This is a genomic window from Williamsia sp. M5A3_1d (assembly GCF_053345315.1).
This window is the reverse complement of the sequence record NZ_JBKEZX010000003.1, coordinates 454,753-471,408: the sequence shown is the minus strand read 5'-3', so window position 1 is coordinate 471,408 and position 16,656 is coordinate 454,753. Positions and strand designations below refer to the sequence as shown.

The following is a 16,656-nucleotide window of genomic DNA, read 5'->3' as shown; positions in this document are numbered from 1 at the left end:
TGTGCGACAGTGGTCGGCATGGCCACACTCCTCGACAGACTCCCCCACCGCCGCGACGCCGTACGCCGCGACGCCACCGTGATGGGCAGCGCGCTGATCGGCATGGGGACCCTGCATTTCGTGGTCCCGGGCCCCTTCGACTCGATCGTCCCGCAGGAGATCCCCGGCAACCCGCGCACCCTGACCTACGCCTCGGGCGTCGCCGAGGCCGCGATCGGGGTCGGGCTCCTCGTGCCCCGCACCCGCAAGCCGGCCGCCTTGGCCGCGGTCGCCCTGTTCGTCGCGGTGTTCCCCGCCAACATCAACTCGGTCCGCATCCTCTGGAAGAAGCCTCTGCTCCGCTACGGCGCGATCGCCCGCCTGCCGCTACAGGTGCCGATGATCACCCGGGCGCTCAAGATCTACCGCGCGACTCCCTGAGCCTGTTCGCGAGCCACCATCTGCGCCAGCCGGCGGCGGTCGGGGAGGTCGTCGGGTTCGACGGTGACCCCCGAACGCACGTAGTGGAACGCCGCACGCACCCGCTCGATCGGGATGCCGCTCAGTTCGGCCCACGCGATGCGGTAGGCGGCGAGCTGGATCTGGACCGACTTCGCTTGTGCGGCATCAGGTTGCGCACCGGTCTTCCAGTCGACGACGACAGCGCCCCCGTCGGGTTCGGCGAACACGGCGTCGATCCGTCCGCGGATCACGGTGTCGCCGATGACCGTCTCGAACGGCACCTCGACCTCGATGGGGTTGCGCGCCGCCCAGCTCGAGGCCAGGAATGCGTCGCGCAGCGTCGCGAGGTCGGCGTCGGTGTCGGAGGTCTCGTCGGCGGCACCGGGCAACTCGTCCATGTCGAGCAGACGTGTCGCGCCGTAGCGACGCTCCACCCACGCGTGGAACGCGGTGCCGCGCCGGGCCAGGCGGTTGGGTTTGAAGGGCATCGGTCGCCGTAGCCTGCGGGCGAACGCGGCCTCGTCGCGGTCGAGTTCGACGAGATCGCTCACCGAGAGGTGATGCGGGAGCACCACCTCGAGGTCGATGGAGTTCGCCGCCGCACGCTCGGCCAGCAGCGCATCGACCTCGCGACGCAACACGTCGCCGTCGTGCTCGTCGGCACCCGGATCGGGTGCCACAGAACCGGATTCCACGGTGTCGGGCGCGGCGTCGAACAGCGTCGGCTGACCGCGGGTGCGCAGGGCCTCCAGCACGAGGTCGGCTCCCGCACGTACCTGCGCACGCCGGTCGCCCAGCGGATCCTGCGGCCACGACGCGGTCACCGCGTGCGCCGACAGCGGGTTGTCCGCGCCGTCGGCGGGAGCGGGTGCCCACTCGGCGAGATGCATACCGGCCATCGGTTCAGGGCCGTCGGACAGTTCGGTGACGATGTCGCCGATCTCGGTGAGGAACACCGAGGGCCCCTTGGGTTTGTCGTGTCTGGCCGTCCAGTGGTGACCCGCGATGAGCAGCCGCCGCTGGGTTCTGGTCAAGGCCACGTACAGCAACCGTCGGTCCTCTTCGAGTTTGCGGTCACGCAGGGCCTGCTTGTGGTCGGCGATGACCGTCTCGAGTTCCTTGCGGTCGGTGACCGCGGAGGTGTCGAACCGGGGGAACCCCACCCCGGAGGCATCGGCGAGGTCACCTCGTAGCGCGGCAGGCAACTCGCGGGCGCTGCCGATCCACGTGCCGTCGGAGCGGCCGCCCGGGAAGATGTCGGTGCACAGGTGCGGCACCGCGATCACCTCCCACTCCAGGCCTTTTGCCGCGTGCACGGTGAGGATCTGCACCCGGTCCTCCGCGATCTCGACGGCGCCGGGTTCGAGTCCCTTCTCGATGGCCGCGGCGGACTCGAGGAACGCGAGCAGGCCGGGCAGTGTCGCCGCCGACCGCTCGGCGTAGGCCGACACGTGTTCGGCGAAGGCGTCGAGATGCTCACGCCCGGTGATGGTCCCGCGCATACGGCGTGCCCGGATCTGGGTCTCGATCCCGACGCCGAGTGTCGCCTCGACGTCGGCCACCACATCGGGCAGCGACTGTCCGAGACGCCGCCGGAGCCCGTCGAGCATGGCCGCGAACTCGGTGATCCTGCGATACCCCTCCGCGCTGTACTGGGACTTGTCGCCGGGGTCGGCGATCGCATCGCCCAGGCCGGCCTGATCGACCGCGTCGGTCGGCAAGGCCGAGTCCAGCGCGTCGTCGAGCGCGGCGAGATCGGCGACCACCCCGGTCACCGCGGCGAACTCGACGGCGGCGAGGTGTCGGGCGCGGCGCCACAACGCCGCAAGATCTGCAGCCCCGAGTCGCCACCGCGCCCCGGTCAGCAGTCGCATCGCCGCGGTGCCCGCCATGGGGTCGGCCATCAGCCGCAACATCGCGACGACGTCCTGGATCTCCGGGACGAACAGCAACCCACCGATCCCCACGACCTCCACCGGGATGCCTCGGCTCTCCAGTTCTGCGGCCAGCGGCGCCGAGTCCTCGTTGCGGCGCGCCAGGATCGCGGTCGTCGGTGGGGCCTCACCCGCCTCCTCGGCCCGGGCGTACTCGGCGGAGATCTCCTCGGCCAGCCAGGTGCGTTCGTCGACCACGGTCGGATGGAGCGCGACGTCGATCGCACCGTCGGGGGCGTCGTCGCGGGGCCGGAGAACGCTCACCGGGATGCCGACCGCACGCAGGTCCTCGGAGATCCGGTTGGCCAACTCGAGCGCCGTCCGCGGGTTGCGCCAGCTCGTGAGCAACTCCATCTGCTGCGCCGGAGAACCCGACGAGTCGGGGAAATCGGTGGCGAAACGCGGCAGATTGGCCGCCGACGCACCGCGCCAGCCGTAGATGGACTGGATGGGGTCACCGACCGCGGTGACCGCGATCGACGCCGGCCCCCGGTCTGTCGAACCCCTGCCGTTCGGTGCCTGCGGCGGCTGCCCGAACAGGGTGGACAGCAACACGCGCTGGGAGTGCCCGGTGTCCTGGTACTCGTCGAGGAGCACCGCGCGCACGGCCTGGCGCTCGGCGCGGGCAACCTCGGGGTGATCGCGAACCAACCGCGCGGCCAACGACATCTGGCTGCCGAAGTCGAGCACGTTCTGTTCGCGCATCGTCGCCGCGAGCCGCTCCACCAGCGGGACGAAGCGGTGGCGTTCGGTGATGACCTCCTGGATGCCGCGCAGCTCCTTCGACGGGTCGGCGCGCTGCCGCGGACCCGGCGGCAGGGTGTCGATGAGCCGGTGGAGATCCATGCCGAAGCCGTCGATGTCGTTCGGATCGACCAGGTGCTCGGCGGCGTCGGAGTACAGCTTGAGCACCGACTCGGTGACCCCGAGCGGGGTCTTGGGGGTCTCGAGCTCGTCCGACCAGCCGGTGACCACGCCGAAGGCCAGCTGCCACAGTTCGGTCTCCGAGAGCAGCGTCGCCGCCGGCTCCACCGGCAGCAGGAGTCCGTAGTCGCCGATGAGTCGACCGGCGTAGGCATGGTAGGTGCTGACCTCGGGATCGGCGCTGCGCAGGAGGGTTCGCATGGAACCGTCGGGGTCCCAGCCGATCATCGCCGACGACGCGGCGAGCATCGCGAGACGTCGACGGATTCGCGCCGCGAGTTCGGCTGCCGCCTTGCGCGTGAAGGTGAGTCCGATGATCTCGTCGGGGCTCACCATCCGATTGGCCACCAACCACACCACCCGCGCGGCCATGGTCTCGGTCTTGCCCGCGCCCGCGCCGGCCACCACCAGCAGCGGTTCCATCGGCGCCTCGATGACCGCGACCTGCTCGTCGGTCGGCGGCGGCAATCCCAGCGCCGCCGATAACGACCGCGCCGAGATGCGTGTGGAGATCGGTGACACGGTCCCATCAGTCATCGGTCACTGCCTTCCCCGCGATCGACGCCGGGCACGACGCGGTCAGCGGGCACCGCACACAGCCTGCGTTGACGGTCGCGACGAAACGTGGCCCGACGCTCGCCCGCGCGGCCGAACGGACGAGGCCGATCCATTCCTGGATCTGATCGCCGGTCAACGGCGGTTGAACACGTTCGGTGGCACCGGTCTTCGTCGACGCACTGTTCACGTAGACCAGTCGCCCACCCCCGGGCTCGGCCGGACCGATCTCCGGGGCGCCGCCGAGGTGCAGCGCGAGCTGGTACGCGGCGAGCTGGGGGTGGACCTGCGCGTCGTCGCGGCTGACGATGGTCTTGCCCGTCTTCACGTCGACCACCACCGGACGCCCGTGGGCGTCGCGTTCGAGCCGGTCGATCCGACCCCGGAGCCGCACGGCGGGCTCGTCGGCGGTGGCGTCGTCGGTGGAGTCGGGAGGGATGACCGCATCGACCTCGACCTCGACCGCGACCTCGTCGAGTTCGTCGCGAGAGCGGACGAGCCAGTCGGCGAAGTGCGTCAGCATCCCCTCCACACGGTCGAGCTCATGGGCCGAGAACCATTGCGCGCCCACGTCGACCTGATCCCACACGCGGTGCAGGGCCTCGGTGACATGCGTCGGATCGATCTGCCCGGCCAGCGCCTGCACGAGGGTGTGCACCAGCGTCCCCGCCACCGCGGGCGCCGAATCGCCGTCACGTCCTCCGTTGCGTTCGAGCATCCAGCGCAGCGAACACCGTTGCAGCGCCTCGATCGACGACGGCGACAAGGTCACCGGCCCCCGCGCGGGATCCCACAGCCCGACGTCGCTGCTGGCCTCGGGCAGCCCGAACCACTCGCTGGGATGCGCGCCGGGGACACCGGCGTCGGCGAGGCGGGCGAGCAGATCGGCGGCGGTCTGCTGCTGGGCGTCGGCGGTGTCGGGTGCGCACACCTGCGCGCGCAGGGTCGCCACCAGCGACGGCAGCGACAGCACGCGCCGGACCGCGGGCGCCACCTCGAGCAGACCGTCGGCGGACACCGCGGTCTCCTCGGGATCGAGACCCTCTGCACCCGCGGCCATCTCGATGACGAACCGCGACGGGGCCGAGTCGCCACTGCCGTCGTCGACCGCCGACACCATCAGGCGCCGACGCGCCCGCGAGCACGCCACGAGGAACAGGCGGCGTTCCTCGGCCAGCGCGGTCGCGGTCCGGGAGACCGTGTCGAGCGCCTCCGTGGCGACACCGTCGAGCAGGTCGACGAGCTGCGGGGTGGCGAGGATGCTGCCGCGGCTGCGCAGGCTGGGCCAGAGCCCGTCGAGGACCCCGGCCACGGCGACGACGTCCCATTCCCGCCCGGCCGCGGCATGTGCCGAGACGATCGTGACCGCCTCGGGGACGACCGCTCGACGCGACTGCTCGCCGGGGATCTGCAGCTTCGAGACGTGGTCGACGAAGGCGCCGACGGTGGCGGCGGGCAGGTTGTCGGTGAAGCTCGCCGCGACGTCGAACAGGGCGACGACCGCGTCGAGGTCGCGGTCGGCCTGATCGGCGGCCGGGCCACCGCGCAGGGCGGTCGCGGCCCACCGTCGGGCCGCGCCGGTCGACTGCCACGCCGCCCACAGCACGTCCTCGACACCTCCACCGCGCGCGCGTTCGGTGCGCGCCGCCGACAACGCCTCGAGCACCCGGGTGAGCGGCGCGCGTTCGGTGGCGGTCAACGCGTCGGTGTGCGCGGTGGTCTGCGTCAGCGGGCGGGACAGGAGGTCGACGACGATGTCGAGCGAGTCACGCTGGGCCGCAGGATCCTCCGCTGCACCCTCGGTGTCGCCGGTGGCGTCGGTGATCGCACCGTCCACACGACGCAGCCCCCGACGGAGTCGACGCAGCGCCGTCGGGTCGGCCCCACCGATGGGTCCCGACAGCAGCATCAACGCATCGTCGGCGGTGAGGAGGTCGTCGACACCGCGCAACACCGTCAACAGGGCCGCGACCGCCCGCTGCCGGTGCAGCGCGATCTCGTTCGCGGGGGTCGCGACGGGCACACCCGCCGACCGCAGTGCGCGGCGCAGCGGTGCGATCGCGCGCGGGACCGATCGGACGATGACGGCCATGTCCGACCACGCGACACCGTCGAACAGGTGCGCCCGTCGCAGGGTGTCGGCGATGGCGGTCGCCTCCTTCGCCGCCGACGAGTATGCGGTGACACTCACCGCGCCGGCGTCGTCACCGGCTCCCACCGTCGGTCGCGGCGATCGTGTACGCGGCAGGCGGGCGGCGATGTCGGCGGCAGCGGTCGCGATCTCGTCGACACTGCGATGGTTGACCCGCAGCACGATGTCGCGGCGGACGTCGCCGGCGGGGACCAGATCGTCGAGGAATCGCGAACTGGCGCCGCGGAACCCGAAGACGGACTGGTCGCCGTCGCCGGCGATGACGGCCTCCACCGTGCCGGTGCCGACGAGGCGGATCAACGCCGCGGCGTGCGGATCGAGGTGCTGGGCGTCGTCGACCAGCAGGTGTCGGATCCGCGCTCGTTCGCGGTCGAGCAGCACGTCGTCGGTCGAGAGCGCGGTGAGGGCCGATCCGATGAGTTCGGCGGCGTCGACCGCGGGCGCCGACGCCTGGGGGGCCTCGACGCCGACCGCACCGCGCAGCAGCGTCGTCTGCTCGTACTGCCGGTAGGCGATCCCGGCCGCCACCCATTCGTCGCGACCGTGGTCGCGTCCCAGCGCGATGAGCTGCTCGGGGCCGACACCGCGTTCGGCCGCCCGCATCATGAGGTCACGCAACGCCTGCGCGAAACCGTCGGTGCCCAGAGCCGGGCGCAGTCGCGCGGGCCAGTTGCGGGCACCGTCGGCGATGTCACCGGCCAGGAGTTCGCGCAGCACGGCGTCCTGTTCGGATCCGGTGATGAGACGCGGCGGCGGGTTGCCCTGCGCCGAAGCCTGCAGCCGCAGGACAGCGAACGCATACGAATGGACGGTGCGCACCAACGGTTCCCGGGTGGAACGCCGCAGACCCCGGTTGTCGGTGTCGGTGTCGGATGCGCGCAGTACACGTCCGCTGATCTCTTCGCGCAGACGTGCCGCGGCCCGACGATCCGACGCGATGACGTGAACCGACTCGGGATCCACGGTGGGGTCGGTGAGCCGGGCGACGGCGATGTCGACCAGCAACGACGACTTCCCAGTACCCGGTCCACCGGTGATCCGCACCGGCCGCCAGGCGTCGTTCCGATCGGGGTCGGCCGCGACGTGGTCGGACGCCGGACCATGGGGGGCGGCCACCAGTGCGGCCGCGGCGGGCTCCCAGTCGTGGACGACCGTGGGCGTGCGCGATGCGGCGATGAGCGACGCACGGACTTCGGTCCGTGCTCGAGCGCGCGTCGTCTGCTCGGCCATCTCGCTCCCCCTCCCCTGCATGCACTCCGCACCCGCTGTCCGGCGTGTGTCGCGTCGCGTCGATCAGATCATCCGACCCCGACACCGCCCGGCGCGACCCGATGCGAGGTGTCGGGCAAGATCGCGGACATGGGCGACATGACGGTCACGATCTACGGTCCGGACGACGGGACGACAGTTCTGGCGGTGCACGGCATCACCGGACACGGTCGGCGATGGCGGGACCTCGCGACCGGCCACCTCCCCGAGCTCCGCGTCGTGGCCCCCGACCTGCTGGGGCACGGGCATGCGTCGTGGGCGGCACCGTGGACCATCGAACGACAGGTGGGAGCACTGATCGAAGTGCTCGACGACGCCACCGACGGACCGGTCGTCGTCGTCGGACACTCCTACGGTGGAGCGCTCGCCGTCCACCTGGCCCGCACCGCGCCCGAACGGATCCGGGGTCTCGTACTCCTCGATCCCGCGATCGGCCTCGACGGCGGGCAGATGTCGGAGGTCGCCGCGGCCAGTCTCGACACCTGGTACCTCACCGATGAGCAGGACGCATGGGACCGCAAACGCGCCGAGGCCTGGTGGGAGGTACCCGACGAGCTGTTGACCGCCGAGATCGCCGAGCACCTCACCACCGACTCCAGGGGCCGCCTCACGTGGCGGGTACATCCCGGCGCGGTCGCGGCGACCTGGAGTGAACTGGCGCGGCCGTTCGTGGTCCCCGCGGTGGCCGTGCCCACGCATCTGGTGATCGCCGACCGCGTGCAGCCGCCCTACGTGCGGCCCGAGTTCCTCGACGCGATGCACGCCGCGCTGGGTGAGCAGCTCACCGTGACCCACGAGGACTGCGATCACATGGTCCCGCTGTCGCGTCCGGAACTCACCGCACGACTCGTCCGCGACATCGTCGACCGCACCGCCACCTGACCCACCCGTCGACCGGGCAGTAGACGGCGTTGACCGGGCAGTAAACGCCGTCGAGTGGGCAGTTCCACGGATCGAACGGGCAGTTGGCCGTGACCATCGCGGCACCGCAGACGCTTCACGTGAACTGTTGCACGATCGATGTGGTTATCTGCCCGATCGACGCCGTTAAATGCCCGATCGGCGGGGTTACCTGCCCGATCGACGCCGCTACCTGCCCACTCGGCGGGTCTAGCGCGCGGTCACCAGGTGGGCCGCGGCGACGAGGCGCGACGCGACGAGGTCGGCGATCGCGGGATCGGCACCGAGGGGTTGGGCCACCGCGTCGGCGCCGAACCCGGCGAGCCGGGTGTGGAACAGCCCGGGCGCCAACAGATACGACGCGATGACGACACGGCGCGCACCGCGGGCGCGGGCGGCGACGACCGCCTCGGGCACCGCGGGCGATGCGGTGGTGACGTATCCGACGTCGACACGGTCCCCGGTGAGCTCGGCGAGCATGTCCGTCGCGCGACGCACGTCGCCGCAGGCGTCGGGATCCGACGACCCCGCGGCCGCCAGCACGACCGCGTCACCGGGTCGCCACCCCGCCTCCCGCAACCGCGCCAGCAGCACGGCGGCGATCACCGGGTCGGGACCCAGAGCCGGTGCCACGGCGACGTTCTCGCGCGCGACCGCCCGGATGTGTTCGGGGAGATCGACGCGGACGTGGTACCCCGACGCAAGGAACGCCGGGACCACGACCGCGGGTCCGTCGAGATCACGCAGGACATCGGTGGGACTGGGTCCGAGGACGTCGACGAACGCGACGCGCGTGGGACCGACCCGCTGCGCCACCAGCTCGGCGATGCCCGCGACGGTGGCCACACCCACCGACGACCGCGTGCCGTGGGCGACGAGGACAGGAGTCACCCCCTCCGGCAACCGCTGCACGACAACCGATTCGGTCACCGCGGGTCATCGTCCTCGAGATCGACCGACAACCGGTACCCACGCTTGACCACCGTCTGCACCATCTTCGAGTCGCCCAGCGCGGTGCGCAGTCGGGCCATCGCGGTCTCGACGGCATGGGTGTCGTCGCCGCCACCGGGAAGCTCGGCCAGCAGCGCCTGGCGCGACACCACCCGGCCGGGTGTGCGCGACAGCCCTTTCAGCAGCGCGAGTCCCGCGGCGGTGAGGGTGCGCACCTCGCCGTCGACGACGACGTTGCGGCTCAGGATGGTGACGTCGTGACCCGCGACCCGCAGCACCGTCGCGCGCCGCGGCAGTTCCTCGGCGATCAGGCGCGCGAGGGCGCCGAGCCGGAACCGGTTGGGCTGCACCGTCGGTACCTGCAGGGCGTGCAGCGGCCCGGCGGTGACCGAGCCCACGCACATGGGCACCACCGAGGTGCGCAGCGCGTGTAGGAGTGGTTCGAGGAGCCCGGTGTCGTGCGCGCGACCGAGCATCGACGCGACCGCGGGGGCACTGGTGAAGGTGATGGCGTCGATGCCGCAGCCGATGGCCGCGGCGATCATCTGGTCCATCGGTCCGGTGTCGGTGGGCGGGGTCCAGCGGTAGACGGGGATCGGCACCACGACGGCACCGGCCTCGCGCAGCACCTCGCAGAGGTCGGGCAGTGGCTCCCACTCGGTGGTGGCGCCGTGCAGCTGCACGCCGATCCGCTTGCCCTCGACGTCGCCGGCGAGCAGGTGGTCGAGCACCTCGCTCGACGACTCGTTCGGCGGCGACCACTCCTCGCGCAACCCGGCGGCGCGGATCGATCCCTTCGCCTTCGGCCCACGCGCGAGCACCGTCGATCTCGTCAGCGACTCGACGAGGTCCTCGGCCATGCCCCAACCGTCGGCGGCCTCCATCCATCCGCGGAACCCGATGCCGGTGGTGGCGATCACGACGTCGGGTGGATCGGCGACGATCTCGGCGGTGACGCGCTGCAGTTCGGCGTCATCGGCGAGCGGGATGATGCGGATAGCCGGAGCGTGCATCACCTCGGCGCCCCGGCGCACGAGCAGGGCCTCGAACTCGTCGGCACGCCGCGCAGCGGTGATCCCGATGGTGAACCCGGCCAGAGGGCGCTCGGTCACTGCAGGTGGCGAGGGAACAGGAGACGAGGGGTCCGAAGTCAAGGAGTCCGGAGACGAGGGCTCAGGGGTCACGTCGCCGGCGGTCAACACGAACACACGTCGACGATGCCGTCGACCACGCGGACCGCATGGGTGCCCAGCCCCACGCTCTCGTCGTCGAGGCACCGGCCGGTGCGCAGCGAGAAGACCTGCTTGAGCAACGGGCTGGCGACGGTGGGCTCGCCGCCACGATCACCGACGAGGCCCCGGCTCATGACCGCCGCGCGTCCGAACGGGTCGATGTTGCCCACGGCGTACAACTCGTCGTCATGCATGCGGAACAGGGCCACCTGGGTCGCGTCGGGCAGCAACACCGCCACACCTCGTCCGGGGACGAGGTCGGTCAGCGCGCACGCGCGCGTCCAGGTGTGGGTGGCGACATCCACGCTCTGGTGGTCGATGACGGTCATGGGGTCGCTCCTGACTCGGCTGTCGGATGGCCGTTGTCCAGTGTGGTCAGCTCATGTGAATGCCGTGTTTCGGCGGCGTCGGCCACCGGTAAACCCGCAGGTCGCGGTGGTTCGGGGGAGCCGATCGCCACTCAGCTCCGCACGGGCATGGCCGGTGAACCGAGCAACACCGGCACCTTGCGACCGGTCGAGGAGTCGAAATCGATGGTCGGATCGGCCTCGGCGGGCGCGTTGACGAACGACACGAACCGCTTGAGTTTCTCGGAGTCGGAGAGCACCGCCGACCACTCATCGCGGTAGCCGCTGACATGCGCGTCCATCGCGGCCTCGAGCTGGTCGCAGATGCCGAGGCTGTCGTCGACGACCACCTCGCGGAGGTGGTCGAGTCCGCCCTCGAGCGATTCGAGCCACGGCGCGGTGCGCTGCAGCCGGTCGGCGGTCCGGATGTAGAACATCAGGTAGCGGTCGATGTAGGCGACCAACGTCGCGTCGTCGAGTCCCGACGCCAGCAGTTGCGCGTGCACCGGGCTCTGACCACCGTTGCCGGCGACGTAGAGGTTCCAGCCCGACTCGGTGGCGATCACCCCGACGTCCTTGCCGCGCGCCTCGGCGCACTCGCGGGCGCACCCCGACACCCCGAACTTGATCTTGTGCGGCGACCGCAGCCCGCGATACCGCTTCTCGAGACCGACGGCCATCCCCACCGAGTCCTGGACCCCGTAGCGACACCACGTGCTGCCGACGCAGCTCTTCACGGTGCGCAGGCTCTTGCCGTAGGCCTGGCCCGACTCCATCCCGGCGTCGACGAGCCGACGCCAGATCTCGGGCAGCTGTTCCACGCGCGCACCGAACATGTCGATGCGTTGCCCCCCGGTGATCTTGGTGTAGAGCCCGAAGTCCTTGGCCACCTGGCCGATCACGATCAGTTGATCGGCGGTCACCTCGCCTCCGGGCATCCGCGGGACCACCGAGTACGAACCGTTGCGCTGCATGTTGGCGAGGAAGTGGTCGTTGGTGTCCTGCAGGGCGGCCTGCTCGCCGTCGAGGATGTGGTCACTGGAGGTCGACGCCAGGATCGACGCCACGGTGGGTTTGCAGATGTCACAACCGGTCCCGGTCCCGTACTGCGCGATGAGACCGGAGAAGGTGCGGATGCCGGTCGCGGAGACGATCTCGAACAGCTCCGCGCGCGACTGGCCGAAATGCTCACACAGCGACTTGCTCAGCACCACACCGGATTCGGCGAGCAGCTTCTTGATACTCGGCAGACAACCACCGCAGGTTGTCCCCGCGCAGGTCTGCGCCTTGACCGCGGGCACATCGCACGCGCCGTCGGCGATGGCCGAACAGATCGCACCCTTCGACACCGCGTTGCACGAGCAGATCTCCGCGGCGTCGGGCAGGGCACCGAGACCGAGGGCAGGCCCGCCGGACGGCGCGATGAGATCGGACGGATCACCCGGGATCGTCGACCCCACCATCGGTTTGAGCATCGCGTAGGCGTCGGCGTCGCCGACCAGGATGCCACCGAGCAGGGTGCGGGCGTCGTCGGAGACCACCACCTTCGCGTAGGTGCCGGCGACCGGATCGCTGAAGACCACCTCGAGTGCACCGTCGGTGGTGGCCATCGCGTCACCGAAGCTGGCCACGTCGACTCCGAGCAACTTGAGCTTGGTGGACATGTCCGCACCGCCGAAGGTCGTCGATCCCCCGAGCAGTTGATCGACGACGACCTCGGCGGTGCTGTATCCCGGCGCCACGAGTCCGTAGCAGCGGCCGTCGACCGCCGCGACCTCACCGATGGCGAAGATGTTTGGATCCTCGGTGCGACAACGGCTGTCGACCAGGACGCCTCCGCGTTCGGCGACGGGAAGTCCGATCTCGCGGGCGATCTCGTCGCGGGGACGCACACCGGCGGAGAACACCACGAGTGCGGCGTCGATGTGCGAGTCGTCGCTGAGGGTCACGCGCAGCGCCTCGGCGTCGGGGGCGTCGGCGCGTTCGGCGATCGAGGTGGTCGCGACACCGGTGTGCACGGTGAGACCGAGGTCGGTGACGAGGTTCGCGAGCAGGGCGCCACCACCGTCGTCGACCTGCAGCGGCATCAGTCGTGGCGCGAACTCGACGACATGGGGGGTGAGCCCCATCAGCTTCAACGCATTGGCGGCCTCGAGACCCAGCAGCCCTCCGCCGACGACCACACCGACGGCACCGGTCCCCGCGCGGTCGGCGGTGGTCCGGATGGCGTCGAGGTCGGCGAGGGTCCGGTAGACGAAGCATCGGTCGCCGTCGTGTCCGTCGACGGGCGGGACGAACGGATACGAGCCGGTGGCCAGCACCACCGCGTCGTAGGCGATCGAGGCGCCGTCGGTGGTGACCACCACGTGACGCTCACGATCGATCGACGCGGCGCCGACGCCGAGTCGCAGGTCGACGAGGTCGTCGCCCACGTAATCGTTGCCCGCCAACGCCATCGACGTGCGATCCCACGCACCGACGTAGGACGACAACCCGACCCGGTCGTAGGCGGCGTCGTGCTCCTCGCCGAGGACGACGACGTGCCACTGGTCGGTGACGTCACGCTCCCGGAGGCCCTGGACGAACCGGTGCCCGACCATGCCGTGTCCGATGACGACGACGGTTCTGCTGCTCATCGTGGAGTTCTCCCTGTGTACTGCGGTTCGGCGATGGTGCGGCTACGCCCGAGGGTCAGGCGACGACCGTCGAGCCCGAGGTGGTCGCACCGTCCTGTGTGTCCGCCGAGTCGTTCTCCGCGGCGAGCGCGTTGGTCGCCTTCTCGTTGCGGGCGTAGAACCACCACGTGACGACACCGGCCACGACGTAGAAAGCGAGGAAGATCCAGAACGCGGTGGTCGCGGACTTGTTCTGCTTGTAGCTCTCGCGGAGCACCAGGTTGATGGCGACACCACCGAGCCCGCCGAACGCGCCGGCGATCCCGATCAGCGCACCCGACATCGACCGCGACCAGCTGATCTTGCCCAGTGCGTTGAGTCCCTTGTTGGCCTTGGCCTTCGCCTCGAACACGGCCGGGATGATCTTGTACACCGAGCCGTTGGCGACACCCGAGATCAGGAACAGCAGGATGAAGCCGACGATGAACCCGGTGAGCTGGGCGCCGCCGATCCGGTGGTTGTTCGCGTCGGCGGACATCCCGGCGACCACGAGGATCGACGAGGCCGCCACCATGGCCGCGAAGCAGTACATCGTGACGCGACCGCCACCGACCCGGTCGGCGAGCTTGCCGCCGATCGGCCGGGCCAGGGAGCCGAGAAGTGGTCCCAGCCAGGCGATCTGCGCAGCCGCCAGAGCCGGCTTGGCCTCGCCGGACGCGGTGAAGCTGATGTTGAGGACCTGACTGAAGGCGAACCCGAAGCCGATGAACGAGCCGAAGGTGCCGATGTAGAGCAGCGAGATCAGCCAGGTGTCGCGGTACTTCAGGCAGTCGATCATCGCCTTGCCGCTGGAGGTCTGATGATCCAGGTTGTCCATGTAGATCGCTGCACCGACGCCGGCGAGGGCCAACAACACCAGGTAGATCGCACACACGATCTCGGGGCGATCCGAGGCGACGGAGATGACCGCGAGTCCCACGAGCTGGACGGCGGGCACGCCGATGTTGCCGCCGCCGGCGTTGAGTCCCAGGGCCCATCCCTTGAGCCGCTGTGGGAAGAAGGCGTTGATGTTGGTCATCGACGACGCGAAGTTGCCGCCACCGAGCCCGGTGAGCGCCGCGACCGTGAGGAACCAGCCGAAGCCGAAGTCGCCCGGGTTGAGCATCAACATCATGGTGAGCCCGGTGGGGATCAGCAGCACGATGGCACTGAAGATGGCCCAGTTGCGGCCACCGAAGCGAGCCGTGGCCTGGGTGTAGGGGATGCGCAGACACGCGCCGAAGAACGTGGCGGTGGCGGCGATGACGAACTTCTGGTCGAGGGAGATCCCGTAGGCCGGTCCCATGAAGAGGGCCAGGACCGAGAACAGCGACCACACCGAGAAGCCGACGTGCTCACAGATCACCGACCAGAGCAGGTTGCGGTTGGCGATCTTCGCGTTCCCGTTGTCCCAGGCCTGCCGGTCCTCGGGGTCCCAATCGGTGATGTGATGCGAACGTACGCGGGCCGGTGCGGTCACGACGGCTGTCCTCCCTAGGCGTTCCGACGAGGTGTCGGCGACATTGGATCGAACAGTAGGAAGCCGGTGTTGCGGGGACTTGTCAGCGCGTGACCCGGCGATCACAGTATGCTCACGTGGCCGCGCGGGACCGTGTGAGACCGATCGCCGGTGACCTCTCCAGGCGTCGCGGATCGTTCGCGGCGGGCAAACGAGCGGAAATGCCGGGCGCGCTTCCGCGACATCGTAGAGTCACCGCGAGAGGCTTTGCCGGCACGCGAGGGAGAAATACGTAGATGTTCAGTCGTAGGCGGTTGTCGATGATCGCGGCCGGGATGGCTGCCCTGGCGGCCACGATCGTGACCGCGCCCAGCGCGTCGGCGGCACCGCTGCCCCGCAACTGCACCCAGGCCCTCTTCCAGTCGACGGTGCTGTGCACCTGGAGCTACACCGGCGCCCAGCAGACCTTCGTGGTGCCGCGCGGCCTGCGCACCGTCCTGGTGACCGCGGTCGGTGCCGGTGGCGCCGACACCCGGGCATCGGGCAACTACAAGACCCGCGCGCTGCAGATCAGCGCCTACGCGCCCGTCGTCGGCGGTCAGCGCCTCTACATCTATGTCGGCGGCAACGGTCAGCACAACGCGCCCGGCAGTCGTTTCGGCGCCGGCGGCTACAACGGCGGTGGCCGCGGAATCCCCAACGGCGGTGGCGGCGCGAGCGACGTCCGCACGGTCGGTGGACCCGCCCTCTCACCGGCGGGGTTGAATTCGCGACTCGTCGTGGCGGCCGGCGCCGGCGGTTCGTCGGCGACCCGCGGCGGCGACGGCGGTCGCCCGGGCGAGAGCACCGGGTTCATCGCGGGCGGCGGCGCGGGTAGCTCCGCTCGCGGAGGCACCCCCAGCGGCGACGCCGCGCCCGGTGGGCTCGGTGTCGGCGGCGGTGCTTCGGTGTCGACCTCCGGCGGCGGCGGAGGCGGCGGCTACTTCGGTGGCGCCGGCGGCTTCCGCGCGGGCGGTGGCGGTGGCGGCTCGGCCTTCCCGAGCGATGTCCCGCCCACGATCACCCCGGGCGGCGCACGGGTCACCATCCGCTACAACGGACCCTGCAACGTCTTCTGCCTCGGCAGCTGATCGTCGCGTCCGTGCGCGCCGTCGCGGTCAGACGACCAGCCCGCCGCGCAGCGCCATCATGGCCGCCTCGACCCTCGTGGTGACGCGCAGCTTCGTGTAGATGTGCGAGACATGGGTTTTCACCGTGGTCTCGCTGAGGTAAAGATCATCGGCGATGGCACCGTTCGTGGCCCCCGAGGCGATCGCCCGGAGGATCTCCGACTCCCGGTTCGACAGGGCGGTCACCGCGCGCTCGGCGGCCGACGCCGCAGCCGACGGATGCCGGGTGACGGTGCCCGCGTCGGCGGCCGCCACGATCTCCCGGAGCGACTGCTCGCTGAACAGTGTCGTGCCCGCGGCGACGGCACGGACGGCCATCCCGAACGAGTGCGGCGGCTCGTCCTTGCGCAGAAAACTGTGTGCGCCGGCCCGGATCGCCTCCAGGACGAGATCATCGACGTCGAGCGCGGTCATCGCCACCACCCGCGGCGGATCGGGCTGCGCCATCATCGCGGTGATGGCGTCGACACCGCCGACGCGCCGCATCTTGAGGTCCATGAGGACGACGTGCGGGCGGTGTCGGGCGATCGCCGACGGCACCTGATCGCCGTCGTCGGCCTCGGCGACGACACGGATGTCGCCCGAGGCGGCGAAGATATCGGCGAGTCCTCTACGGACGAACGGGTCGTCGTCGACGACGAGGAGTTCGATGGGTGAAGTCATGGTGGT

The 16,656-nt window shown here is 70.5% G+C and carries 11 protein-coding genes; 3 read left to right on the top strand and 8 right to left on the bottom strand.

What is annotated here, in order from left to right:
* The first annotated feature begins 18 nt into the window (after positions 1 to 18).
* Positions 19 to 420, top strand: a complete 402-nt coding sequence (locus ACLBW1_RS14355; RefSeq protein ID WP_447812490.1) for a DoxX family protein — start codon at positions 19 to 21, stop codon at positions 418 to 420.
* Here ACLBW1_RS14355 and ACLBW1_RS14350 read toward each other — a convergent pair.
* Entirely contained in the window at positions 402 to 3,836 is a 3,435-nt protein-coding gene (locus tag ACLBW1_RS14350; RefSeq protein WP_447812489.1) for an ATP-dependent helicase, read from the bottom strand. The genes ACLBW1_RS14355 and ACLBW1_RS14350 overlap by 19 nt on opposite strands.
* Positions 3,829 to 7,236 (bottom strand): ATP-dependent helicase, encoded by a 3,408-nt coding sequence (locus ACLBW1_RS14345; protein WP_447812488.1) that lies wholly within the window; start codon positions 7,234 to 7,236, stop codon positions 3,829 to 3,831. Before ACLBW1_RS14345 ends, ACLBW1_RS14350 begins: the two co-directional genes overlap by 8 nt.
* 129 nt (positions 7,237 to 7,365) lie before the next feature.
* Here ACLBW1_RS14345 and ACLBW1_RS14340 point away from each other — a divergent pair, with 129 nt between their 5' ends.
* Complete coding sequence (locus ACLBW1_RS14340) at positions 7,366 to 8,157, top strand: alpha/beta fold hydrolase (RefSeq protein ID WP_447812487.1); 792 nt, start codon at positions 7,366 to 7,368, stop codon at positions 8,155 to 8,157.
* A 228-nt stretch (positions 8,158 to 8,385) separates the two neighbouring features.
* Here ACLBW1_RS14340 and ACLBW1_RS14335 read toward each other — a convergent pair whose 3' ends face one another.
* From ACLBW1_RS14335 to ACLBW1_RS14315, 5 genes are all read right to left on the bottom strand, one after another.
* Positions 8,386 to 9,105 carry a sirohydrochlorin chelatase gene (locus ACLBW1_RS14335; protein WP_447812486.1) on the bottom strand — a complete coding sequence of 240 codons (720 nt, stop codon included), beginning with the start codon at positions 9,103 to 9,105 and terminating at the stop codon, positions 8,386 to 8,388.
* Complete coding sequence (locus tag ACLBW1_RS14330) at positions 9,102 to 10,238, bottom strand: uroporphyrinogen-III synthase (RefSeq protein WP_447812485.1); 1,137 nt, start codon at positions 10,236 to 10,238, stop codon at positions 9,102 to 9,104. Before ACLBW1_RS14330 ends, ACLBW1_RS14335 begins: the two co-directional genes overlap by 4 nt.
* 83 nt (positions 10,239 to 10,321) lie before the next feature.
* On the bottom strand, positions 10,322 to 10,687 hold the full coding sequence (gene nirD / locus ACLBW1_RS14325; protein WP_447812484.1) for a nitrite reductase small subunit NirD: 366 nt from the start codon (positions 10,685 to 10,687) through the stop codon (positions 10,322 to 10,324).
* 131 nt (positions 10,688 to 10,818) lie between these two features.
* Positions 10,819 to 13,341, bottom strand: coding sequence for a nitrite reductase large subunit NirB (gene nirB, locus ACLBW1_RS14320; protein WP_447812483.1), 2,523 nt, complete (start codon positions 13,339 to 13,341; stop codon positions 10,819 to 10,821).
* Positions 13,342 to 13,396: 55 nt separating this feature from the next.
* A complete protein-coding gene (locus ACLBW1_RS14315) occupies positions 13,397 to 14,839 on the bottom strand; it encodes a nitrate/nitrite transporter (protein ID WP_447812482.1) in 1,443 nt (480 codons plus the stop codon).
* 275 nt (positions 14,840 to 15,114) lie between these two features.
* On the opposite strand from ACLBW1_RS14315, the gene ACLBW1_RS14310 reads away from it, so the two are divergent.
* Positions 15,115 to 15,948 carry a glycine-rich protein gene (locus ACLBW1_RS14310; RefSeq protein ID WP_447812481.1) on the top strand — a complete coding sequence of 278 codons (834 nt, stop codon included), beginning with the start codon at positions 15,115 to 15,117 and terminating at the stop codon, positions 15,946 to 15,948.
* A gap of 27 nt (positions 15,949 to 15,975) precedes the next feature.
* Here the strand turns inward: ACLBW1_RS14310 and ACLBW1_RS14305 are convergent, their stop codons facing one another.
* Positions 15,976 to 16,650, bottom strand: coding sequence for a response regulator (locus ACLBW1_RS14305; protein ID WP_447812480.1), 675 nt, complete (start codon positions 16,648 to 16,650; stop codon positions 15,976 to 15,978).
* Between the last annotated feature and the right edge of the window lie 6 nt (positions 16,651 to 16,656).